This is a genomic window from Microvirga sp. CF3062 (genome assembly GCF_036314045.1).
Taxonomy (GTDB): Bacteria; Pseudomonadota; Alphaproteobacteria; order Rhizobiales; family Beijerinckiaceae; genus Microvirga.
This window is the reverse complement of sequence record NZ_JAYGGN010000005.1, coordinates 51,702-74,042: the sequence shown is the minus strand read 5'-3', so window position 1 is coordinate 74,042 and position 22,341 is coordinate 51,702. Positions and strand designations below refer to the sequence as shown.

The window sequence follows — 22,341 nt, the reverse complement described above, 5'->3', positions numbered from 1 at the left end:
GCCGAATCGGCTTGGCCGGGAGAGCGGGAACTTTCCCTGCGGCAACGGCATAGGAAGCAGCCGATTGATTATTCGGCTCCCATCGTCGATAAGGGCCGCCTTCGGGTTTAAACCGAATGATCTTACACAGAAACTGATTGCTGGATCGACGTGCTCAACAGGTTCCTCAAGCCTGAAATCCGCTATGCCCGCCGCATGGCCCGGATCGCCCGATGGGACAGACCCATCGAGGGGCTGCGGGGGCGCCTGCGCGCCTGGACCCATATGCTGATTGCCGATCATGGCGTTTTCCGCCTCTTCTACCTGAACAAGCACCCGGTCACGGACCGGCTCTGGCGCTCGGCCCAGCCGGCACCGCACCAGATCGCCGCCCTTAAAAGCGAAGGCATCCGGACCATCATCAACCTGCGCGGCGGCCGGGAGCACGGCTCCTGGCAGCTCCAGAAGGAGGCCTGCGAGCGGCTCGGCATCCACCTGGAGGAGTTCGTGGTGCGCTCCCGCGGCGCACCGGACCGGGAGACCCTGCTCTCCGCCAAGAAATTCTTCGACACCATCGAGTATCCGGCGGTTCTGCACTGCAAGTCGGGCGCGGACCGGGCAGGCTTCGTGGCCGCCCTCTACCTCGTGGTCTATGAGGGCAAGTCCATCGACGAGGCCCAACGGCAATTGTCCATGCGCTTCGGCCATTTCCGGTTCTCGAAGACCGGCATCCTGGACGAGTTCTTCGACCTCTACCGGCGCGAAGGCGAAGCCAAGGGCATTCCATTCCTCACCTGGATCGAGACCCGCTACGACGCGGACGATCTGGAGCGGAATTTCCGATACGGCTTCTGGTCCCATCTTCTCGTCGACAGGATCATGCGGCGCGAGTAGGCCTCAGGACACCGCCAGGCTGGGCTCGCTGTCGTCGGACAGCTGCAGGCGGTGCAGGCGGGCATAGGCGCCCGCCTTGGCGATGAGAGCCTCGTGGGACCCTGTTTCCGCAACCCGCCCACCTTCCATCACGACAATCTTCTCCGCATTGCGGACCGTCGAGAGGCGGTGGGCGATCACCAGGGTGGTGCGGCCCTTCATGAGCTTGCGGATGGCATCCTGCACCAGCCGCTCCGATTCGGAATCGAGGGCGCTCGTCGCCTCGTCGAGGAGCAGGATCGGCGCGTCCTTCAGGAAGGCGCGGGCGAGCGAAATGCGCTGGCGCTCGCCGCCCGACATTCGGCCGCCGCCCGGCCCGACCACCGTGTCGTAGCCCTCCGGCATTCTCATGATGAAGTCGTGGGCCGCTGCCGCCTTTGCGGCATTCACGATCTCCTCGTCGGAGGCGCCGGACCGGCCGAAGGCGATGTTGGCCCGGATCGTGTCGTCGAAGAGAATCACGTCCTGGCTCACCACAGCAACAGCCTGCCGGAGGCTCGCCAGGGAGACGTCCCGCACGTCCTGCCCGTCGATCAGGACGGAGCCCCGGGTCGAATCGTAGAGGCGCGGCACGAGGGACAGGAGCGTCGACTTGCCCGAGCCGGATCGGCCGACCAGAGCCGTCGTCTGCCCGGCCCCGGCCACGAGATTGACGTGATCGAGTGCCGCCGCCTCTCCGTCGTAGGAGAAGGACAAGTCCGCGAACCGGATCTCGCCGCCCGTCAGCCGCAGCGGCTCGGCACCCGGCTTATCCTGGATTCCGGGGGCCTGATCCATCACGTCGAAGGTGCGCTGCAAGGCGGCGGCGGCCTCCTGGACGATGGCGTTGAGATTGCCGAGCGCCCGGACCGGATGCGCCGCCATGACCAGCGCAGTGACGAAACCGGTGAAATCGCCCACGGTGCTGGCACCGGAGAGAATGCGCTGACCGATCAGGATCAGGACAATGGCCACGGCGAGGCCGCCGCCCGTCTCAAGCACCGGATCCATCCGCCCGCGGGCATTGGCCGCCTTCATCTTGAGGCCGCGCACATCGTCGAAGGTCTTGGCGGCTTTGGCCTTCAGATAGCGCTCAAGCCCATAGGTCTTGGCGATGCGGGTGCCGGCAAGGCTCTCGGTGATGAGGCTCGCCATCACGCCGGTCTGCTCCTGGGTCGAGGCGGCAACCTGGCGCAGCCTCCGGCCGATCTTGTTGACCGGATAGGCGAAGAAGGGCGCGATTACGGCCGCCACGATGGTCAGCACCGGGTCGATCCAGAGCATGGCGGCGATCAAGGCCATGAGGGTCGTCGTTTCCCGCAGGAACACCGTCGACAGGCGGGTGAGCGCCTCGCGGATGAAGGCAAAATCCGTGGTGAAGCGCTGGGTGAGCGCCGCCGGGCTCTCGCGATCGATCTGGGAGAGATCGGCCTCGATCATGTGGCCGTAGAGAGCCGTCTGCATGTCGGCCTCGATTCGGGTCACCGCCTTGTTGGTGAGGACCGTGAGCGCGAGCAGCGAGAAGCCCTTCACGGAGGTCACGGCGATCACGAATAGCGGCGCCAGCATGATGGCCTGCGCATCCTTGCTGTCGAAGGCGTCAAAAGCCGCCTTGATCAGGATCGGGTAGAGCCCCGTCGCGCCGGACACCAGGGCGACCAGCACGAGCACCACGGCCAGCGTCTTCCTGTGCGGACGCATCCAGTCCCGCCACAGACGGCTGATCAAGGGAAGGGTGTCCCCCCGAAGGATGCTCTTGGACGCCATGGACTCTGTGAAATCCCTATTTTGGAGGCCCGCGGTTACCATGTGAACCGTTCAGCCGCAAATCTTTCGAAATGCTTGCAGGGCCTCAGCGCCGCTTTGCCGCTCGCAGAGCGGCGCCGGCATTGTAACAATGGTTCCGTAGGCCGGTCAGACCGCCTTCAAATGTCGGATCGGGCGGCCGGGGGCTATCATCTCGGCCGCCGCGATGATGCCCTGCGCGTCGATGCCGAAGTGGCGATAGAGATCCTTCACCGTACCGGTCTGGCCGAAATGCTCCACCCCGAGCGAGCGGGTGCGGTGGCCCATGACCGAGCCCATCCAGGCAAGCATCGCAGGATGGCCGTCGATCACCGTCACCAAGCCGCAATGGGGCGGCACATCGGCGAGCAGGCGCTCCACATGGGACCTTGCACGGACAAGGCCACGCTCGCGCGCGCGCTGCGCCGCCGTCCAGCCCGCATTGAGCCGGTCGGCCGAGGTGATGGCGAGCAGCCCGATGTCGCGGCGGTCCTCGGCCATGAGGCCCACCGCCTCGATCGCTTCCGGCGCCACCGCACCCGTATAGGCGACGACCACCTGAGCGTTCGGCCCGGGCTTGCGCAGCCAATAGGCGCCTGCTCTGACGTCGTCGGCCAGCTCCGGCGTCATTTCACGCTGCGGCTGTTCGAGCGTGCGGGTGGACAGGCGCAGATAGACCGAGCCGCCGGTCTCGTCGCGCAGCCAGGTTTTCTCGTCGGGCTCGCCACCCTCGCGCTGCATGTAGTCGAAGGCCCAGCGCATGATGACGGCAAGCTCGTCCACGAAGGCGGGCTCGAAGGAGGCCAGGCCATCCTGCGCCATGCCGACCAGCGGCGTGCCGATGGACTGGTGTGCGCCGCCCTCCGGCGCCAGCGTTACGCCGGATGGCGTGGCGACGATCATGAAGCGGGCATCCTGGTAGCAGGCATAGTTCAGGGCATCGGCGCCACGATAGATGAACGGGTCGTAGAGCGTGCCGATGGGCAGGATGCGCTCGCCGAAGAGGGAATGCGACAGGCCTAGGGCCGAGAGCACGATAAACAGGTTCATCTCGGCTATGCCGAGCTCGATATGCTGGCCGGACGGCGAGAATTCCCAGTTGTAGGTCGAGGGAATCCGCTCCTTCTTGAAGGTGTCGACCAGGCTCTCGCGGGCATAGAGCCCGCGCCGGTTCACCCAGGCGCCGAGATTGGTCGAGACCGTCACGTCCGGCGCCGTGGTGACAATGCGCGAGGCGAGAGCGCTGTCCTGGCGCGCCAGCTCGTTGAGGATGAACCCGAAGCCCTGCTGGGTCGACATGGCCGGATTAGCCGGGAAGGCGAGCTTTTCGGGCACCGGCACGGCCGGGGCGGTGTAGCGCCGCGTACCCTTCTGAATAAACGGCACCGCGGCCAGGAACCGCTCGATCTCGGCCTGAGGGACCTTCATCCCCTCGAACCTGTCCCATTCGTGGCCGGGGCGCACGCCTTGCGTCTTCTGCCAGGCCCCCATCTGGGTCGGCGTCAGCATGCCGGAATGGTTGTCTTTGTGGCCGGCGAGCGGCAGGCCGAAGCCCTTGATCGTGTAGGCCAGGAAGCAGACCGGCCGGTCGTGCTGTCTCGCCTTCTCGAAGGCGTCGAGCAGGCTCGGCAGGTCGTGGCCGCCGAGATTGGCCATTAGCTCGGCCAGCTCCTCGTCCGAGCGCCTCTCGATGAGGCGGGTCACCGGCCCCTGATCGCCGAGATCGTCCAGGAGGCGCTTCCTCCAGGCGGCCCCGCCTTGGTAGGTCAGGGCCGAGTAGAGCTGGTTCGGGCAGGTATCGATCCAGTCGCGCAGGCGCTCGCCGCCGGGCTCCTTAAAGGCCTCCTGCATCAGGGAGCCGTGCTTGAGGATCACCACGTCCCAGCCGAAATTGCGGAACAGCGCCTCGAAGCGCTCCCACAAGCCTTCGCGGATGACCGCATCGAGGCTCTGACGATTGTAGTCGATGATCCACCACGTGTTGCGGATGCCGTGCTTCCAACCCTCGAGCAGCGCCTCGAAGATGTTGCCCTCGTCCATCTCCGCATCGCCCACGAGCGAGATCATGCGGCCTTCAGGCTTGTCCTTCGCCCAGCCGTGGGCCTTCACGTAATCCTGCACGAGGCTGGCAAACAGCGTCTGGGCGACGCCCAGACCCACCGAGCCGGTGGAGAAATCCACGTCATCGATGTCCTTGGTGCGCGACGGATAGGACTGGGCTCCCTTGTAGCCGCGGAAATTCTCCAGCTTCTCGCGGGTCTGGCGGCCGAAAAGGTACTGAATCCCGTGGTAGATCGGGCTGGCATGGGGCTTGACCGCCACCCGGTCCTCCGGACGCAGTACCGAGAAGTAGAGCGCTGCCAAGATGGTCGAGAGGGAGGCGGAAGAAGCCTGGTGCCCGCCGATCTTCATGCCGTCCTCGTTGGGACGCAGATGATTGGCGTTGTGGATGGTCCAGGTGGACAGCCAGAGCACCTTGCGCTCGAGTTCCTTCAAGATGCTCAGGTGCCGTGCGTCAGCCATGGGGTCCCTCCCGGTTTTGCCGAGATATAAGCCCAATGGTTTTTCGAAGCGAGGCCTAAGGCTTAGACGAGGTCTTGAGGGAAGTTAAAAACGAAAAGCCCGCCGGATGGCGGGCCTTCGTGAAACTCTCGAATTTGAGAGAAATTGGAGCGGGCGAAGGGATTCGAACCCTCGACCCCAACCTTGGCAAGGTTGTGCTCTACCCCTGAGCTACACCCGCGCTCCGCGATGCCGAGACATCGTTGCGAGGCCCGTGATTTGCCTCAAAACAGCGCGCATTGCAAGAGGGTCCCGCAGAACTTTTCCGCGAAACCCTTGAGCCTGCTTCATCCGGTCGCTAGCGCATCGTGCGGAAAAGTGGGTCCGGTTTTCCGCTCCGAACGATGCGCTGCTTAGGAAAGTGAGCATCGGATGGATCCCAAAAGTGGTTTCCACTTTTGGGTCCGATGCTCTAGAAGCCGATCAGGTTTGGAGGATCATCTTGGCCCATCTGTCCCCGCAGGAACTCCTGGATCGCTTGTCCTCGCTCGGCATCAAGACCGAGACGGTGGAGCATGAGCCCGTCTTCACGGTGGCCGAATCGAAATCCGTCAAGGAGCAGGTGCCGGGAGCCCATTCCAAGAACCTGTTCGTGAAGGACAAGAAGGGCCGCTTCTTCCTGATCTCCGCCAAGCACGACACCCCCATCGACCTCAAGCGCACCCATGAGGCCCTCGGCGCCTCGGGCCGCCTGTCCTTCGGCTCCGCCGAGCAGCTGCGCGCCCTGCTCGGGGTCGAGCCCGGCTCGGTCACGGCCTTCGCAGTGGTGAACGATACGGAAGGCAAAGTCACCATGGTGCTCGACGCCAACCTGATGGAGCACGAGCGGGTGAACTTTCACCCGCTGGTCAATTCCATGACCACGGGCGTGTCGCGGGAGGATCTGGTCGCGTTCCTGCGCGCCACGGGACACGATCCGCTGATCCTGCGCCTGCCGGAGCCGCCGGCGGAATTGTCAGACAACGCTCAAGCTCCCATTTAACGGAAGTTCTTCTCTCGCTTCGAGGATCGCATGCTCTCCGACAACCCCGCCCCCTCCGACGATCTGGTGAAGGACACCACCACGGCGGCATTCCGCCAGGACGTGCTGACCGAGTCCATGCAGCAGCCGGTGCTCGTGGATTTCTGGGCGCCCTGGTGCGGCCCCTGCAAGCAGCTCACCCCGATCCTGGAAAAGGCCGTGCGCGCCGCCGGCGGCAAGGTGAAGCTCGTGAAGATGAACATCGACGATCATCCGCAGATCGCCGGCCAGCTCGGCGTGCAGTCGATTCCCGCCGTGTTCGCCTTTCAGCGCGGCCAGCCGGTGGACGGCTTCATGGGCGCACTGCCGGAAAGCCAGATCAAGGGTTTCATCGAGCGCCTCGTGGGGCCGCTGGGTCCCAGCGCCGTCGAAGAAATCCTGGCCGAGGCCGACAGCCTGACGGCCGCCGGCGACATGGGCGGGGCCGCCGAACTCTACGCTGCCGTCCTCTCGCAGGATCCCGAGAACGTGGCAGCGCTCGCCGCCCTCGTGAAGCTTCATGTAGAGGTGAACGATCTGGAAGGCGCCAAGCGCTTCCTCGCTATGGCGCCCCAGGCGAAGGCCAACGATCCGGCCATCGCCGGTGCCCGCGCGGCTATCGAACTCGCCGAGCAGGCAGGTTCGCTCGGCGATCTCGCAGACTTGCAGCGGCAGGTCGAGGCAGATCCAGCGGACTATCAGGCGCGGTTCGATCTCGCCATCGGGTTGAACGCCCGCGGGCGGCGCGGAGAAGCTGTCGATCACCTCCTTGAAATCGTCCGGCGCGACCGCAATTGGAACGATGACGGCGCGCGCAAGCAGCTCGTTCAGTTCTTCGAGGCCTGGGGCCCGATGGACGAGATGACGCTGGCAGGGCGGCGGAGGCTCTCCTCGCTCCTGTTCTCCTGACGCGCCATAAGTTTGGGGAGATCGGAATGGGAATGAACGCGGCATACCGAGGGCCGGAGGATTGCCCGTCGGTCATCCCGGTCTTTCCCCTTCCCGGCGCGCTTCTTCTCCCGCGCGGGCAGATGCCGCTCAACATCTTCGAGCCGCGCTATCTCGCGATGGTGGATGAGGCGCTCAAGACCGATCGCATCATCGGCATGGTGCAGCCCGACGCGGACAACGATCCCAACGCGACGGCGCCGAAGCTCTACCGGGTCGGCTGTGCCGGCCGCATCACCCAGTTCGCCGAGTCCGGCGACGGCCGCTATCTGATCACGCTGATCGGCATCGGGCGTTTCCGCATCGAGGAGGAGCTGCCGCCCATCGATCTGTTTCGCCGCTGCCGCGTGAGCTTCGAGCCCTTCGCGTCCGACTTCACGGCCCGCGCCGGCGAGACCGAGGTCGACCGGGCCGGTGTGGTCAAAGCCCTGCGCGACTTCGTCAACGCAGTGCATGTGAAGGTCGACTGGCGCGGCATCGAGGAGGCGCCCAACGAGGCCCTGGTGAATGCTTTGTGCATGATGAGCCCGTTCGGCGTGCGCGAGAAGCAGGCGCTGCTGGAGGCGCCCAATCTCAAGTCGCGGGCGGAGGTGCTCATCGCGCTCACAGAGATCGAGCTCGCCCGCAGCGGCGCCGGCTCCGAATCGACCATGCAATAGGAAACACGACAATGGTGCCCGATACACCTCAAGCGGTGGAGGCGACGCGGATCGACCCCAAGCTCCTGGAGCTTCTCGTCTGCCCGCTCACCAAGGAAACGCTGGAATACGACGCGAGCCGCCAGGAACTGATCAGCCGCCGGGCCAAGCTCGCCTACCCGATCCGCGACGGCATCCCCATCATGCTGCCGGAAGAGGCGCGGCAGTTGGCGGATTGAGCCTTTTCTCGGTGTCATCCCGGACAAAGCGCAGCGGAGATCCGGGATCGCGAGCAGGATAGGGCACATGTTTCCCTCCCCCTTGTGGGGAGGGCTAGGGTGGGGGTGCTGGCTCCAGACCTGCATAGGCTATCGCTCACACCCCCACCTCCAACTCCTCCCCACAAGGGGGAGGAGGGCTTCAGCGCCACACCCGTTCAACGATCCCGGATCGACTTCGCCGTCCGGGATGACGCTAAAACTATCTTCGTTTTCCAATCGCCTCCGCCAGCGCCAGCACGCGCGTGGCCATCTCCGCATGCAGCCGCTCGACCATGCGGCCGTTGAGGCTGATCGCTCCTTTGCCCGCATTCTCCGGCTGCTCGAACGCCGCCACAAGGGCGCGGGCGCTCGTGACCTCCTCCGCTGACGGCGCGAAGATTTCGTTGGCGGCGGCAATCTGATCCGGATGGATCAGCGTCTTGCCGTCGAAGCCGCTATCGCGGCCCTGCTCGCATTCGGCGCGGAAGCCCTCCGCATCGGAGAGGCTGTTGTAGACCCCGTCGAGAATGTCGATGCCATGCGCCCGTGCGGCTGCAAGCGCTGTCATGAGCCAGGGAAGCATCGCCGCACGCCCGGGCAGCAGGCGGGCGCGGGTGTCCTTCGCCAGATCGTTGGTCCCCATGACAAAGCAAGCCAGGCGTGTGTCGACATCGTGGGCCGCGCTTGCGATCAATTCCGCATTCAGGATTGCGAGCGGCGTCTCGATCATCGCCCAGACGCGGATGCGCTCCGCGGCCCCGAGCCTGCGCAGACGCAGGCCTACCGCCGCGAGCATCTCAACTGATGAGACCTTCGGCACGAGAATCGCATCGGGTGCGGCTGCAATGGCAGCCGCGAGATCGGCCTCGCCCCAGGCGGTCTCGAGGGCATTGATGCGAATGACCAACTCCCGTTTCCCGTAACCACCGGCCCGCACAGCCGCGCAGACCTGCTCGCGCGCCTGTGCCTTCGCATCAGGCACCACAGCGTCCTCGAGATCGAAGATCACCACGTCCGTGGCCAGCGTCTTCGCCTTCTCGATGGCTCTGGCATTGGAGCCCGGCATGTAGAGCGCGCTGCGGCGCGGGCGGATGGGAGTCATGGCGTCTTCCTCATGAGGCGGATCGGTTTTAATCGTGGTTCGAGTTCAGGAACAGGGCCATCTCAACCAGTTCGTCATGGCCGGACTTGTTCCGGCCATCCACGTCTTTGGAGCCACGGCGGCGTAAGACGTGGATCCCCGGGACAAGCCCAAGGATGACGCGGCGGGTGTTATCCTGGGCAAAGCGCCTGTTCTGCGACTGAAGAGAGGCTGAAGAATGTGGGTTGCAGGGTGGATGGCTGCAGGGCTAGATGGATCGCGGTGCTGATGAGAGCGAACGATCCGCACACCTATCGCATCATGACGGCGCCGACGCTGGCCGGCATCGCCGATGCGCCTGAACAGCCAGCGGTGATCGCCGTCGACATGCCCATCGGCCTGCCGGAGCGCACGGAGGGATCGGGTCGCCAGCCCGAACAGCTCATTCGTCCGCTGCTCGGCGGGCGGCAATCCTCCGTCTTCGCCATCCCCTCGCGCCGCGCCGTCGAGGCTGAGGACTATGGAGAAGCCTGCACGATTGCCGCCGCCACCTCCGAGCCACCGCGCAAAGTCTCGCGCCAGGGCTTCGCGATCTTCCCCAAGATCCGCGAGATCGATGCCCTGCTGCACGCCCGGCCTGAACTGGTGTCGCGCGCGTATGAGGTGCATCCCGAGCTCGCCTTCTGGGCCCTCAACGGACGGAAGGCGCTCGACCAGCCGAAGAAAGTCAAGGGCACGCCTTATGCGCCGGGCATGACCCTGCGGCGCGAGCTTCTCGCAGGGTCTGGTCTCCTGCCCGAGGGCCTGATTCACGCATCCCCGCCCCGTGGCGCAGCCGCAGATGACTTGCTCGATGCGCTGGCGGGGTTGACCGTGGCGCTCGATATCGCGAGAGGTGGAGGACAACCCTTTCCCGACCCGCCCGGCCGCGATGCCCACGGCCTGCCGGTCGCCATCTGGACGCTGCGCCCATGACCATAACCCGCGCCGAGATCGAAGCCGCCCACGCTCGCATTGCCCCACACGTGCGCCGCACGCCTGTCCTGCACCAGGACAGGGCCTTCGGCCATGATGGGCCGGTGAGCCTGAAGCTGGAATTCCTGCAGCACGCGGGCTCGTTCAAAACGCGCGGCGCCTTCAACGCCCTCCTGTCGCAGGAGGTGCCCGCCTCCGGCGTGGCGGCCGCCTCCGGCGGCAACCATGGCGCGGCCGTGGCCTATGCGGCAAGGCAAGTTGGCGTGAAGGCCCGCATCTTCGTGCCTGAGATCTCGAGCCCTGCGAAGATCGCGGTCATCCGCTCGCACGGGGCCGAGGTGGTGATCGGCGGGGCGCGCTATGCGGACGCTCAGGAGGCCTGCGACCGATACGTTGCGGAGAGCGGCGCCCTGCGCATCCATCCCTTCGCGGCGGCAAGCACCATGATCGGCCAGGGCACGGCGGCGCTCGAATGGGAGCAGGACAGCACGGCTCTCGACACGGTGCTCGTCGCGGTCGGCGGCGGCGGGCTCATCAGCGGCGTGGCGAGCTGGTGGGCGGGCCGCGTGAAGGTGGTGGGTGTGGAGCCGGAAGGCTCGCAGGCGCTCCATGCAGCGCTTCAAGCCGGAGGACCGGTCGACGTGGAGATCGATTCGGTGGCCGCCGATTCGCTCGGCGCCAAGAACACCGGCGATCTGGTCTATGAGGTCTGCCGTAAGACGGTCGATCACGTGGCGCTCGTCACGGACGCTGCAATCCGCGATGCCCAGCGGACGCTCTGGCGCGACTACCGCATCGCCTCCGAGCCTGGCGGCGCTGCGGCTCTGGCGGCGCTGATGTCGGGCGCCTATATGCCAAGCTCAGGTGAAAGAATCGGCGTGCTCCTGTGCGGGGCGAACGTCGAACTCCAGAAGCTCGCCGAACTCGTGCATCCGTAATCGCAAGGACGACCCATGTTCCCGACCCGCCTGACCGAAGGATACCGCGCCTTTCTCGACGGGCGCTTTCCAAGCGAGAAGAGCCGTTTCGAGGCGCTTGCCGAAAAGGGCCAGTCGCCGGAGGTGATGGTGATCGGCTGCTGCGACAGCCGCGTGTCGCCGGAGGTGATTTTTGACGCGAGCCCGGGCGAGCTGTTCGTGGTGCGCAATGTGGCCAATCTCGTTCCGCCCTACGAGACGGGCGGCGATTATCACGGCACGTCCGCGGCGTTGGAATTCGCCGTCCAGGCCCTGCGCGTGAAGCACATCGTGGTGCTGGGCCACGCCCGCTGCGGCGGTGTTCGCGCCTTTGCCGACGACACCGCACCGCTCTCGCCGGGCGATTTCATCGGCCGCTGGATGACCCTGATCAAGCCGGCCGGCGAACGGCTCGGTCCGCATGACGGGAACCTGGAAGAATACCTGCCGCGACTGGAACTCGCCGCTATCGAGAACAGCCTCAAGAACCTGATGACGTTCCCATGCGTGCGCATCCTGGTGGAGCGCGGCAAGCTGCAGCTCCACGGCGCCTATTTCGGCGTAGCCAGCGGCGTTCTGCTGGTACGCGATCCGGAAACGGGAGAGTTCAGGCAGGCGGTGGAAGATATGCCGGCGCGCGTGTCGATGTTTGCCGCGCGGGACGCAGGGGCGCTATAAACGAAAAGGCCGCCCGAAGGCGGCCTTTCAATTGTTTGGCAATCAAGCCGCCTGCTTCTTCGCCTTCAGCAGGCCGCGATTGACCATTGATTCCGCAATCTGGATTGCGTTTAGCGCCGCGCCCTTGCGCAGGTTGTCGGACACGCACCAGAAGGACAGGCCGTTCTCCACCGTGATGTCCTCGCGGATGCGGGAGATGTAGGTGGCATCCTCGCCGGCTGCCTCGTGCGGGGTGATGTAGCCGCCGGGCTCGTGCTTATCGATTACCATGATGCCGGGCGAAGACCGCAGGATGTCGCGGGCCTCGTCGGCGCTGATCGGGTTCTCGAATTCCACGTTCACGGCTTCCGAATGGCCGATGAAGACCGGCACGCGCACGCAGGTGGCGGTGAGCTTGATCTTCGGGTCGAGAATCTTCTTGGTCTCGACCATCATCTTCCACTCTTCCTTCGTGTACCCGTCCTCCATGAACACGTCGATCTGCGGGATCAGGTTGAAGGCGATGCGCTTGGGGAACTTCTTCTGCTGCACGTCGTGGAGCGAGTAGAGCGCCTTCGTCTGGCGGTCGAGCTCGTCCATGCCGTCCTTGCCGGCGCCGGAAACGGACTGGTAGGTGGCCACCACCACGCGCTTGATGGTGGCGCGGTCATGGAGCGGCTTGAGGGCCACCACGAGCTGGGCCGTAGAGCAGTTCGGGTTGGCCACGATGCCCTTCTTGATCTCGCGCAGGGCCTCGGCGTTCACCTCCGGCACCACCAGCGGCACGTCCTGGTCGTAGCGCCAGGCGGAGGAGTTGTCGATTACGACGGCGCCCTGAGCGGCGATCTTCGGCGACCACTCCTTCGAGACTTCGCCGCCAGCCGACATGAGGCAGATATCGACATCGGAGAAGTCATAGGTATCGAGGGTCTTCGTCTTAAGGATCTTGTCACCGTAGGAGACCTCCGAACCCTGACTGCGGCGGGAGGCGAGCGCCACCACCTCATCGGCCGGGAAGGCCCGCTCGGCGAGGATGCTCAGCATCTCGCGGCCCACATTGCCGGTCGCACCGACGACGGCGATCTTGAAACCCATCGATCTTCTCCTGTTGTGGCTCTCCCCGGAAAACGCAAAAACCCTATTCGGGTGTTGCCTCTCGCCCCGTGGGAGAGAGGACCGGGGACGACGAGGCTTATTCGGCTGTTTTCACAGCCGTTGTGGCGGTTTTCGTTTTGCTCGTCGTCTGGGTGAGCAGCGCCATTGCCATCGTCCATCCAAAGCCTGGTTGCGGCTTTGATCGCGCCAGAAACACACCAAAGACACGCTTTCGTCAAGCGTTTCCTTGGGCTCAGCGCGTTCAATCGCCCGTCAGCACATCGGTCGAGAGATTGAACCGGTAGAAGACCTTGTTCATCCGCTCGGCCCCGAGGCGCTCGTAGAACGTCTGAGCGCCCGTGTTGGTGCCATCCGTGGTAAGATCGATCCGCGTGATGCCCTGCGACCGGGAATAGCCCGCCAGCCAGCGCATCAGCAGGGCGCCCACCTCCTGGCCTCGGGAATGACTATCGACGAAAAGCTCCTTAACGAAGAGAAGCCCTGACAACTTGAAGCCTGGCCGCAGCACGGCGAAGCAGGCGAGGCCCACGGCGCGCCCCTCCCGAAAGGCCAGCGCGTAGCGCGTTCCTTCCGCCTCCCGCATGGAGCGCTCGACCATGGCAACTGTCGGCGCGAGGGGTTGCGCGACCTCCGGGCCAACATAGTGCAGGTCCACCGCACGGACCAAAGCTGCAACGTCGGCAGCATCCTCGAGGGTGGCAAGGCGGACGATGGTCTGGAGCATAGGGTCTCTGACGGATTAACCTTCGGTTTACCTTGCTTAGCAAAACCTTTCGAACCCTGGCCAGTGTCACGGTAGAACGTGGTGACGACGTGATCAGCGGACGTGAGTGGTGGCGCGATGCCGAGGGCAGGCTATGCCGAATGGGACGAGGAGGATCTCGCCGACTGGGTCGACGAGCGCCCGGCTCGTCGCCTGAAACGCAGGCGCCCCTCCTGGCTGCGCGTGGCCCTGATGTCTGTCGGCAGCATCGCGGGCCTTGCTTATCTCGCCCTGCAGCTGGAGCCCTCGGGCCGGCCTGCCGAGCGATCGAAGGAGGTGCCCTCCTCCGTCCTGGTCACCCCTGCGCCAGCCTGGAAGCCGGTTTCTGCCTCCCCTGCCCCTTATGCCCTCGCGGGTGCCTCTGCCCCCATCGCCATGGAGGCGCGTCAGCACACGAACGGAGCGCGTGAGGACACGCTAGTCCTCGGCCGATTCGGGGATTTCCGCTATGCTCAGGTGTCCCTGATGCAGGGCGCACCTGAGACTGCGGGAAGCTTCTACATCGATATCGTGCGCCGGGCTGCCCGCGCCGGCCTGGCCGTGGCGCATCAGGGCCTGGGCCGGACGGTTTCGACGAAATTCGGCTCCCTGGAGGCCGCTCCCCTGACCCTGGCGGCCAACGGCGAGCAGGCGTGTCAGGCCTTCCGGTTCGCGGATGCGGACGCTGATTTCAGCTTTCAGGGCTGGCTCTGCGGCTCCTCCGCGCCCGACGACGCGCAGCTTGCCTGCTTCATCGACGGCATCACCCCCGCGGCCGCCGCCAGCCCACCCCTGAAGGCGCTCTTCGTGCGGGCCGAGCGCAGCCGGAGCGAGGCCTGCGGACCGGCTGCCCGCACGGCGTCTGTTGCCGTCAAGCCTCCGGCCCGACCGTAACCGCCACCCGGTGCATGGTGTTGCAGCCGTAGCCGTTCGGATTCCAGTTCGCGGCGCGGAAGGGCTGCGCCCGTCCTTGTGAATCCGTCGCCCGGGCAAAGATCTCGTAGAAGCCGTCATCTGGTAGGGTCAGAGACACCTGCCAGCGCGTCCAGTCGTAGCGGTTGCGCGGCGGCGTCATCGCGGCCTCGACCCAGGTCGCTCCGCCGTCGAGGGTTATTTCGACCCGCACCACCTCATCGTCTCCCGCCCAGGCAGCACCACGAACGTCGATGGTGCGCGTGCCCGCAGGATAACGGCCGCCGTCCGCCGGCGCCGTGACGATGCTGCGCACGGGCATCGATTCGAGAACGCGGGTCGCGACGTGCTTGCCGTCAGCGCCAGGAGCCAGGGGGCGAACCGGCATGCGATAAGACAGGCCGGTCATGCCGGGCCCGTCATGTTCCCGGTCGCGGATCCAGATGCGCTTGAGCCATTTCTGGCTCAAGGAACCGGGCCAGCCCGGCACGATAAGGCGCAAAGGGCCGCCATGGATGAAAGGCAGCGTCTCGCCGTTCATGGCCCAGACCAGGAGCGTGTGCTCTTCCAGGGCCTTGGCGATGGGCACCCCGCGGGACATGGCCTGCTGCTCACGGCTGCCGTACTTGTCGGGATCGGCCCCGAAATGGCCGGTGAAGAGCGCGCTCCCCTTCAGGCCCGCTTCCCGCAGCACGTCGCCCAACGACACGCCCGTCCATTCCGCGCAGCCGACGCCGCCATGGGTCCAGGGATTGCCCTCGGCCTTCGGCTCGAAGAAGGAGCGACCGTTGCCGCCGCATTCGAGCACCATGCGCAAGGTCTTGTGCGGGAAGCGGCTCTTCAGATCTGCGAGCGAAAGACTCAGCGGGCGCTCCACCTCGCCGTCGATTGTGAAGGTCCAGTTGTCAGCATCCGTCACCGGCTCAGGGAGAAGGCCGTTGTTGCGCACGAAAAAGCGCGCAACCGGCGTCGTCTCGTCGTCGAGAAGCTCCTCGGGCGTCTCGGCCACGAGGGGCACGTCGCCGAGCAGGCTCAAGCCGTCCTTGCCTTCGAGGCCTTCCCGCTCGTCACCCCTGTGCTGCATCGCTCATTGTCCTTCTCACCTTGCGGTGAACACCATGATTCGAAGGAACCAATGTAAAGGGTCCGGCTTGTTCTGACAGTGTTCAAGCGTAACAACGCCGGCGCACCGATGACGAGATCGGGCGCCCTTTCCGGAGGTTACCCCATGCGCCGCTTCGCCCTTCTGGGTCTGGCCTCGCTGGCTGCGCTGACGACCGTCCCGATGGTGGCGGATGCGCAGGCACAGGACCGTCCCCTCGTTCTCCGCGTGCAGCCCCGCAGCTTCCTCGATCCGGGCCCCGTGGCCCAGCCGGGCACGCTCAACCGCTATGCCACCCAGCCCATGCTGTCCTACATGACAAACCCGCCCTGGAACCATCAGCGCGACCGCTTCGGCGAGGGCTCCCTGCCCGATCCGATCGGTGGGCCGTTCGTGGGCGCGCGCAACCCGTTCTCGGATATCGAGACGACGGGTTCGCTTCGCTGACCGATTCCTCTCAGGACGAAAGCCCCGGAACGCTCCGGGGCTTTCGTCGTTTTATGCGAGCGCTTCCAGCTCCTTGACGATGGCGTCACCCACATCCTGCGTGCCGACCGCGTTCATGCCGGGGCCTGCGATGTCCTTGGTGCGGGTGCCGGAGGCGAGCACGTTGGCAATCGCCTTGTCGAGACGATCCGCCTCGTCGAGCAGGCCGAAGGAATAGCGCAAGGCCATGCCGAAGGAGCCGATCATCGCGATGGGGTTGGCCAGTCCCTTGCCGGCGATGTCCGGCGCCGAGCCGTGGACCGGCTCGTAGAGCGCCTTGCGCTGACCCGTGGCCGGATCCTCGGCGCCGAGCGACGCGGAGGGCAGCATGCCGAGCGAGCCGGTGAGCATCGCCGCGATATCCGATAAGATATCGCCAAAGAGGTTGTCGGTGACGATCACGTCGAACTGCTTCGGCCAGCGCACGAGCTGCATGGCGCAGTTGTCGGCGAGCACATGCTCGAGCGCGACGTCGGAGAACTCCGCCTTGTGGATGCGCGTGACCACCTGACGCCAGAACACGCCGGTCTTCATCACGTTGAATTTTTCCGCCGACGAGACCTTGTTGCGGCGCTTCTTGGCGAGGTCGAAGGCGACGCGTGTAATGCGCTCGACCTCATGCGTGTGATAGATCTGCGTGTCGACCGCGCGCTGGGAGCCGTCCTCCAGGGTCACGATCTCCTTCGGCTCGCCGAAATAGACGCCGCCGGTGAGCTCGCGCACGATCATGATGTCGAGGCCTTCCACCACCTCGCGCTTGAGCGAGGAAGCGTCCGCCAGCGCCGGGTAGCAGATCGCGGGGCGGAGATTCGCAAAGAGGCCGAGATCCTTGCGCAGGCGCAGGAGGCCGGCCTCGGGGCGCACCGCATAAGGCACGCTGTCCCATTTCGCGCCGCCGACCGCGCCAAAGAGCACCGCGTCGGCCGCTTGAGCCAGCTTCATGGCGTCTTCCGAAATCGCCGCCCCGTGGGCGTCATAGGCCGAGCCGCCGACGAGGTCCGTCTCGGTCTCGAAGCCCACGCCCCGCTTGCGGAACCAGCCCACGATCTTCTCGACCTCGCGCATGACCTCCGGGCCGATACCGTCGCCGGGGAGAAGGAGAAGCTTGTGCGTTGCCATGGGAAGACCCCTGTTCTGCTGTGATCGAATGCAGGGCTCTTAAAAGGCCGAACAGGCCGCTTGGCAAGCGTTCATCGCGTTGGCCGTTAGGCGGAGCCTTTCAAAGCCGTGACCTCGATCTCGATCTTCATCTCGGGGAGGAAAAGCGATTTGATCACCAGAAAGGTCGAGGCTGGACGGATATCGTGGAGAATCTCCCCACAGACCCTGGAGATCGCCTCGGCGTCGGCCTCATCAGTCGCATAATAGGTCACGCGGACGATATCCTTGAGGCTGGATCCAGCCTCCTTGAGGTAATGCTCGATTGTCTTCCAGCAATTGCGCGTCTGCTGCAGCACATCGTCCGGTATCTGCATGGTTTCATAATCATAACCGGTCGTGCCAGACATGAAGACCCAGGGATCCTGCACGACGGCGCGCGAGTACCCGAATGTCTTCTCCATGGGCGAACCGGAGGAAAGAAGCTGGCGTGTCATGAGCGATTCCCTGATGTTGCGGCAAGCGTAGCAATGGGCCTCCATAGCCTGCAAGGCTCTGCACCGCGGACAAGTCGTGTGACATGAACAAAAACTGAAGGAAAAGCCGGTCAGCCGTTCGCTTCTCGGCGGTCCTTGGGCGTCCGCACCACCGTGACCGAGCACGGCGCCTCCGCCACCACTTGGGACGAGACGCTCCCTAGGTAGCGCCTGAGCGCCGAGGAGGCCCGTGCGCCGATGACGATGTGGTCGACATTGTTGTGACGGGCATAGTCGACCAGCGCCGCCGCCGGATCGGGCGCCTCCAGCACGCTGTAGGAGATCCGCTCCTTCGGGATGTCCAGGGACGAGGCCCAATGCTTGAGCTGCACGAGGCGTTGGACATGGAGGCTGTTGCCCTCCGCGTCCTCCAGGATGTCGACGGCGATGCGCGAGGTTTTCAGGATGTTGACGCAGGCGATGCGCGCTTCGCTCTCAATGGACAGGATGCGTTCGACCATCAGGCGCAAGGATTCGGCCAGATCCTCGCTGCCGGGCGAGAGATCCACGGCGGCGAGCAGGATGGGCGCGCGGGAGAGATGTCCGGCAATGTTGGGCGTCTCAAGCGGTTGCGCCTTCCGCGCCTTGAGCCAGCGCCGAAAGGTCTTCATCCCGCTGTCACGAGCTAACCGCTTAGCGCGCTCGGTGAGCTTGATCTGGTCGGGGTTGTCCAGGTCGAGGGCGAGTTGGGCGGCCGTCGCGTAGCGATCCTGGGGGTCGACCTCTAGGCAGCGCAGGATGATCTCCTGCAGCCAAGGTAGGCAATCGGGACGCAGTGCCCGCGGCGGCACCGGATCGCGCCACAGGCGGCGGCGGATCTGCCCGCCGCGCGGATTGCCGAAGGGACGCTCGCCGGTGACGAAGAAATAAAGCATGACGCCGAGCGCAAAGAGGTCGCTGCGCGGATCAGCCCGGTCCTGCAGCACCTGCTCGGGCGCCATGTACGGCGTAGTGCCGAAGGGCTCGCGGAACTCCTCGGCCAAAAGATCGGGCAGTTGCTCGTGCCGGGCGAAACCGTAATCGATCAGCACGGCCTCGCCGGTCTCGCGGATCATCACGTTGCTCGGCTTGATGTCGAGATGAATGACCTTCTGCAGATGCAGGTCATGCAGGGCATTGGCCACCTTCACCCCGATGGCAACGACTTCCGGCCAAGGCAGTGGCACATCGTCCAAGCGCGCTTTCAGGGACTCGCCCGGAATCTGCTCCATGACGATGTAGGGCATCGGATCGAGGGGACCTGCCGCGACGAAGCGCGGCACATGTGGGCCGGTGAGGCGCGGCATGATCATCTGCTCGGTCTCGAAGCACACGATGGGCAGCGGATCGTCGCTGTCGAGGAGCAGCGGGATCTTCATCATGAGCAGCGTCGGGTCGCCCTCTCGGGTTACGCTCCAGAGCAGCGCCATGCCGCCGGTGCTCACGTGCTCCTGCAACGTGAAACCATCGATCACCATGCCGGGCTCAAGACGCCAGCGCATGCGTCAGCGGCCCTGTTCGAGGCGCAGCGCGAGCTTTTCAGGGAGCCCTGCCTCCCGCACCTTGCGGGCAGCCGTGGCCGTGTCGTAGGGCACGCGCAGGTAACGCAGATTCTGGCGGGCCGTGTCGAAGACCGCGTAGTTCGCCGCCGCCACTCCGTCCCGCGGCTGGCCGACGGCGCCGATGACGGCGAGCCACGTGCGGGTCGGCAGCAGCGGGATGTCGTTGTTCGCCACCGGCGAGAAGGTGCCCACCTTCGCGGTGGTGCTCATGTGGTAGAGCATGGGCACATGCACGTGGCCGCAGAAGGTGATGTGGGCCTCGACGCGGGAGAAATGCGCAATCGCCTCCATGGGCCCGTCCATGTAGTCCCAGTTGCGCGGGGCATAGCCGTTGGCATGGACATAGAGAACGTTCCCGTCCTCGTGGATGAGCGGAAGATCGGCCAGGAACCGGCACTGCTCGGGCCCGAGCTGGCCGCGGGTCCAGCGGATCGCCTGCCGGGCCGTGCCGTTCATGTCCTCGTCGGAACCATCGATGGCCGCATCGTGGTTGCCCAGCAGCGCGACGGCGCCCTGGTCCACCATGGTCCTGACCGTGTCGACCACCCAGGCCGGATCGGCCCCGTAGCCGACGTAATCGCCCAGGAAGACAAAGCGGTCGACCTTGAGCAGGCGCGCATGAGCAAGGCAAGCCGAGAGCGCTTCGCGGTTGCCGTGGATATCGGTGAGAATGGCGATGAGCATGGGAGCAGTTCAACTCCAAACGCATCGCCACCGCAAGCTAGCCGATGAGCGGCGGAAATTTAGCCGCGCAATGCCTGCAGCACCTTGCCACCGGGCCGGCCGCGCGGCTCGAGGCCGATGCGGCGCTCCACGTCCTTGATGGCTTCACGGGTCTTTGAACCGATCTTTCCGTCCGGCTCGCCCACATCATAGCCGCGGGCGGTGAGGAGGGTCTGCAGCTCGCGGCGCTGGGCGCGCGACAGAGGCGGATCGTCTGTGGGCCAGGCAGCCTGGATGCCGGGCAAACCTTTCAGCCGGTCGCCGAGCAGCGCAATGGCCAGCCCATAGGATTCGGCAGCGTTGTAAGAATAGACCGCATCGAAGTTCTTGGTGACGACGAAGGCCGGGCCATTCGCGCCGGCCGGAATGAGAATGCCGGCGGCATAATTGCCCTCGAGCGGACGCCCGTCGACACGGCGCACGCCCATGGCGGCCCAGGTGCTCAGCGGCTTCTTGTTCTTGCGCCCGGCGAGGCCGGAGTTGAAGTTCGTCGGCAGGCGCACCTCGTAGCCCCAGGGCAGCCCGTTCACCCAGCCGGCTTTATTGAGGAAGTTGGCCGTGGAATGCACCGCATCCGGCACCGAGGCCATGATGTCGCGCCGCCCGTCGCCGTCACCGTCGACGGCAAGCCGCTGGAAGGTGGAGGGCATGAACTGGGTGTGGCCGAAGGCGCCGGCCCAGGAGCCGCGCAGATTGGCCGGATTGATGTCACCGTCCTGCACGATCTTGAGCGTCGCCATCAGCTCGCCCTTGAAATACTCATTGCGGCGGGGTGCATAGCAGACAAGCGTCGTGAGCGACTGCACGAGGGGCCGGCCGCCGATGTCCTTGCCGAAATTCGACTCGACACCCCAGACACCCGCAATCGCGTGGCGGTCAACGCCGAAGCGCGCCTCTGCGGCAGCAAGAGCCTGTCCCCATTGACGCATGGCGGTCCGGCCGTCCTGCACCCGCTCGTCGTCGACGAGGGCGGCGAGATAATCCCAGATCGCCGTCTTGAACTCCGGCTGGTTGCTCATGAGGTCGAGGATCGTCAGATCCGGGGTGAGGCCGCGGGTGGCGGCATCGAAAGCCTGGCCGGAGATGCCCTTGGCGGCTGCCTGGGATTTCAGAACGGCGAGGCAGGAGCCGAAATCGGCCTGAGCGGCAGCCGGCGAGGCGGCGGTCAGCGCAGCGAGAACGAGGAGAGTGGGGGCAAGAAATTGTTTCATGCCGCGCAGATTGCAGGGAATTTGGTTAATCTTGTGAAAACGGGGCCGCACCTCACGCTTTCGTCATGACCGGGGCTCGGCTCAGCTGGCCTCGATCTCCGGATCGGGCAGATTGGCCTGGATCCAACGGTCGCTCACATGAATGTCGGTGGTCTCCAGCCGCCCCGGGCCGAGATTGACGAACTTGTGCGGGACATGGGCCGGGCCGAAAACGACCTGACCCGTCTGGCACTCGAAGCGCTCGTCCCCCACGGTGAAGAGCGCCCGCCCCTCGCGGATGATGAAGATCTCGTCATAGGGGTGGACGTGCCATTTCGGACCGCCACCGACCTCTTCCGTGGAATAGAAGAGCACGGTCGCGCCGGTGCCGAGGGTGTGTCCTTCCACGTGGCCCTTCCAGAAAAGGCTGGGATGCGTCGCCCAATCGGCGCGATCGAGAACCCTTGGCTTGGCTGTCGTCATCGTTCACCCTCAACTCCATGAGGATGATAGCTCAGGCCCAGGCGCGCTCCGAGAGCTTCTTTTCGAAGGTGTCGATGGCTGTGGCCTTTTCCATGGTGAGCCCGATGCCGTCGAGGCCGTTGAGCATGCAGTGCTTCTTGAACGGGTCGATATCGAACGTGATCTTGCCGCCGTCGGGACCGCGGATCTCCTGGTTCTCCAGGTCGATGGTCAGCGTGGCGTTGCTGCCGCGGCTGGCATCGTCGAAGAGCTTCTCCAGGTCTTCCGGAGAGACCGTGATCGGCAGGATCCCGTTCTGGAAGCAGTTGTTGTAGAAGATGTCGGCGAAGCTCGTGGAGATCACGCAGCGGATGCCGAAATCGAGCAGCGCCCAGGGGGCATGCTCGCGCGACGAGCCGCAGCCGAAATTGTCGCCCGCCACCAGGATCTTGGCATTGCGGTAGGCCGGCTGGTTGAGGACGAAGTCCGGGTTCTCCGAGCCGTCCTCGCGGTAGCGCATCTCGGAGAAGAGGCCGGTGCCAAGCCCCGTGCGCTTGATCGTCTTCAGGTACTGCTTGGGGATGATCATATCGGTATCGATATTGATGATCCGCAGCGGCGCCGCGACGCTTTCCAGCACGGTGAACTTGTCCATGGTCTCATTCCTTCAGGCGGCAGCC

23 protein-coding genes and 1 tRNA gene are annotated in these 22,341 nt (G+C 65.1%); 10 read left to right on the top strand and 14 right to left on the bottom strand.

The window, feature by feature from the left end; genetic code table 11:
• Positions 1–150 precede the first annotated feature (150 nt).
• Positions 151–873: a fused DSP-PTPase phosphatase/NAD kinase-like protein gene (locus VB618_RS10570; protein ID WP_329796607.1), complete on the top strand. Its 723-nt coding sequence runs from the start codon at positions 151–153 to the stop codon at positions 871–873.
• A 3-nt stretch (positions 874–876) separates the two neighbouring features.
• On the opposite strand, the gene VB618_RS10565 is transcribed toward VB618_RS10570, so the two are convergent.
• The 3 genes from VB618_RS10565 to VB618_RS10555 all read right to left on the bottom strand — a co-directional run bounded on the left by VB618_RS10565 (position 877) and on the right by VB618_RS10555 (position 5,419).
• Positions 877–2,658 carry an ABC transporter ATP-binding protein gene (locus tag VB618_RS10565; protein WP_329796606.1) on the bottom strand — a complete coding sequence of 594 codons (1,782 nt, stop codon included), beginning with the start codon at positions 2,656–2,658 and terminating at the stop codon, positions 877–879.
• 147 nt (positions 2,659–2,805) lie between these two features.
• On the bottom strand, positions 2,806–5,199 hold the full coding sequence (locus VB618_RS10560) for a transketolase-like TK C-terminal-containing protein (RefSeq protein WP_329796605.1): 2,394 nt from the start codon (positions 5,197–5,199) through the stop codon (positions 2,806–2,808).
• A gap of 145 nt (positions 5,200–5,344) precedes the next feature.
• Positions 5,345–5,419, bottom strand: a tRNA-Gly gene (locus VB618_RS10555).
• Between the two features lie 261 nt (positions 5,420–5,680).
• On the opposite strand from VB618_RS10555, the gene VB618_RS10550 reads away from it, so the two are divergent.
• Genes VB618_RS10550 through VB618_RS10535 form a run of 4 tightly spaced genes read left to right on the top strand, consistent with a single transcriptional unit; the run spans position 5,681 to position 8,063 of the window.
• Positions 5,681–6,220 (top strand): prolyl-tRNA synthetase associated domain-containing protein, encoded by a 540-nt coding sequence (locus VB618_RS10550; RefSeq protein WP_329796604.1) that lies wholly within the window; start codon positions 5,681–5,683, stop codon positions 6,218–6,220.
• 30 nt (positions 6,221–6,250) lie between these two features.
• Entirely contained in the window at positions 6,251–7,147 is an 897-nt protein-coding gene (gene trxA / locus VB618_RS10545) for a thioredoxin (protein ID WP_329796603.1), read from the top strand.
• A gap of 26 nt (positions 7,148–7,173) precedes the next feature.
• A complete protein-coding gene (locus tag VB618_RS10540; protein WP_329796601.1) occupies positions 7,174–7,845 on the top strand; it encodes an LON peptidase substrate-binding domain-containing protein in 672 nt (223 codons plus the stop codon).
• A 14-nt stretch (positions 7,846–7,859) separates the two neighbouring features.
• Entirely contained in the window at positions 7,860–8,063 is a 204-nt protein-coding gene (locus VB618_RS10535) for a Trm112 family protein (RefSeq protein WP_329796890.1), read from the top strand.
• A gap of 241 nt (positions 8,064–8,304) precedes the next feature.
• Here VB618_RS10535 and VB618_RS10530 read toward each other — a convergent pair whose 3' ends face one another.
• Positions 8,305–9,186 (bottom strand): HpcH/HpaI aldolase/citrate lyase family protein, encoded by an 882-nt coding sequence (locus VB618_RS10530; protein ID WP_329796600.1) that lies wholly within the window; start codon positions 9,184–9,186, stop codon positions 8,305–8,307.
• Positions 9,187–9,453: 267 nt separating this feature from the next.
• On the opposite strand from VB618_RS10530, the gene VB618_RS10525 reads away from it, so the two are divergent.
• From VB618_RS10525 to VB618_RS10515, 3 genes are read left to right on the top strand one after another with little or no spacing between them, the layout of a single operon-like run.
• Positions 9,454–10,140, top strand: a complete 687-nt coding sequence (locus VB618_RS10525; RefSeq protein ID WP_329796598.1) for a DUF429 domain-containing protein — start codon at positions 9,454–9,456, stop codon at positions 10,138–10,140.
• Positions 10,137–11,078 (top strand): threonine/serine dehydratase, encoded by a 942-nt coding sequence (locus tag VB618_RS10520; RefSeq protein WP_329796597.1) that lies wholly within the window; start codon positions 10,137–10,139, stop codon positions 11,076–11,078. Before VB618_RS10525 ends, VB618_RS10520 begins: the two co-directional genes overlap by 4 nt.
• Positions 11,079–11,093: 15 nt before the next feature.
• Positions 11,094–11,774: a carbonic anhydrase gene (locus VB618_RS10515; protein WP_329796596.1), complete on the top strand. Its 681-nt coding sequence runs from the start codon at positions 11,094–11,096 to the stop codon at positions 11,772–11,774.
• Between the two features lie 42 nt (positions 11,775–11,816).
• Here VB618_RS10515 and VB618_RS10510 read toward each other — a convergent pair whose 3' ends face one another.
• Both VB618_RS10510 and VB618_RS10505 read right to left on the bottom strand, forming a co-directional pair.
• Positions 11,817–12,848, bottom strand: coding sequence for an aspartate-semialdehyde dehydrogenase (locus tag VB618_RS10510; protein WP_329796595.1), 1,032 nt, complete (start codon positions 12,846–12,848; stop codon positions 11,817–11,819).
• A gap of 262 nt (positions 12,849–13,110) precedes the next feature.
• Positions 13,111–13,593, bottom strand: coding sequence for a GNAT family N-acetyltransferase (locus tag VB618_RS10505; protein WP_329796594.1), 483 nt, complete (start codon positions 13,591–13,593; stop codon positions 13,111–13,113).
• Between the two features lie 117 nt (positions 13,594–13,710).
• Between VB618_RS10505 and VB618_RS10500 the strand changes: the two genes are divergently transcribed.
• On the top strand, positions 13,711–14,505 hold the full coding sequence (locus VB618_RS10500; protein ID WP_329796593.1) for a hypothetical protein: 795 nt from the start codon (positions 13,711–13,713) through the stop codon (positions 14,503–14,505).
• On the opposite strand, the gene VB618_RS10495 is transcribed toward VB618_RS10500, so the two are convergent.
• Positions 14,483–15,607 carry a sulfite oxidase gene (locus VB618_RS10495; RefSeq protein ID WP_329796592.1) on the bottom strand — a complete coding sequence of 375 codons (1,125 nt, stop codon included), beginning with the start codon at positions 15,605–15,607 and terminating at the stop codon, positions 14,483–14,485. The genes VB618_RS10500 and VB618_RS10495 overlap by 23 nt on opposite strands.
• Positions 15,608–15,751: 144 nt before the next feature.
• On the opposite strand from VB618_RS10495, the gene VB618_RS10490 reads away from it, so the two are divergent.
• Positions 15,752–16,072 carry a hypothetical protein gene (locus VB618_RS10490; protein WP_329796591.1) on the top strand — a complete coding sequence of 107 codons (321 nt, stop codon included), beginning with the start codon at positions 15,752–15,754 and terminating at the stop codon, positions 16,070–16,072.
• Positions 16,073–16,123: 51 nt separating this feature from the next.
• Here the strand turns inward: VB618_RS10490 and leuB are convergent, their stop codons facing one another.
• From leuB to leuD, 7 genes are all read right to left on the bottom strand, one after another.
• Positions 16,124–17,230, bottom strand: coding sequence for a 3-isopropylmalate dehydrogenase (gene leuB, locus VB618_RS10485; protein WP_329796590.1), 1,107 nt, complete (start codon positions 17,228–17,230; stop codon positions 16,124–16,126).
• 86 nt (positions 17,231–17,316) lie between these two features.
• Entirely contained in the window at positions 17,317–17,706 is a 390-nt protein-coding gene (locus VB618_RS10480; RefSeq protein ID WP_329796589.1) for a RidA family protein, read from the bottom strand.
• Positions 17,707–17,816: 110 nt separating this feature from the next.
• Positions 17,817–19,226: a serine/threonine protein kinase gene (locus VB618_RS10475; protein WP_329796588.1), complete on the bottom strand. Its 1,410-nt coding sequence runs from the start codon at positions 19,224–19,226 to the stop codon at positions 17,817–17,819.
• A gap of 3 nt (positions 19,227–19,229) precedes the next feature.
• A complete protein-coding gene (locus VB618_RS10470; RefSeq protein WP_329796587.1) occupies positions 19,230–19,970 on the bottom strand; it encodes a metallophosphoesterase family protein in 741 nt (246 codons plus the stop codon).
• A 59-nt stretch (positions 19,971–20,029) separates the two neighbouring features.
• Positions 20,030–21,220 carry a lytic murein transglycosylase gene (locus VB618_RS10465; protein ID WP_329796586.1) on the bottom strand — a complete coding sequence of 397 codons (1,191 nt, stop codon included), beginning with the start codon at positions 21,218–21,220 and terminating at the stop codon, positions 20,030–20,032.
• An 81-nt stretch (positions 21,221–21,301) separates the two neighbouring features.
• Positions 21,302–21,682, bottom strand: a complete 381-nt coding sequence (locus tag VB618_RS10460; protein WP_329796584.1) for a cupin domain-containing protein — start codon at positions 21,680–21,682, stop codon at positions 21,302–21,304.
• 31 nt (positions 21,683–21,713) lie between these two features.
• Positions 21,714–22,316 (bottom strand): 3-isopropylmalate dehydratase small subunit, encoded by a 603-nt coding sequence (leuD, locus tag VB618_RS10455; protein ID WP_329796583.1) that lies wholly within the window; start codon positions 22,314–22,316, stop codon positions 21,714–21,716.
• Positions 22,317–22,341 lie beyond the last annotated feature (25 nt).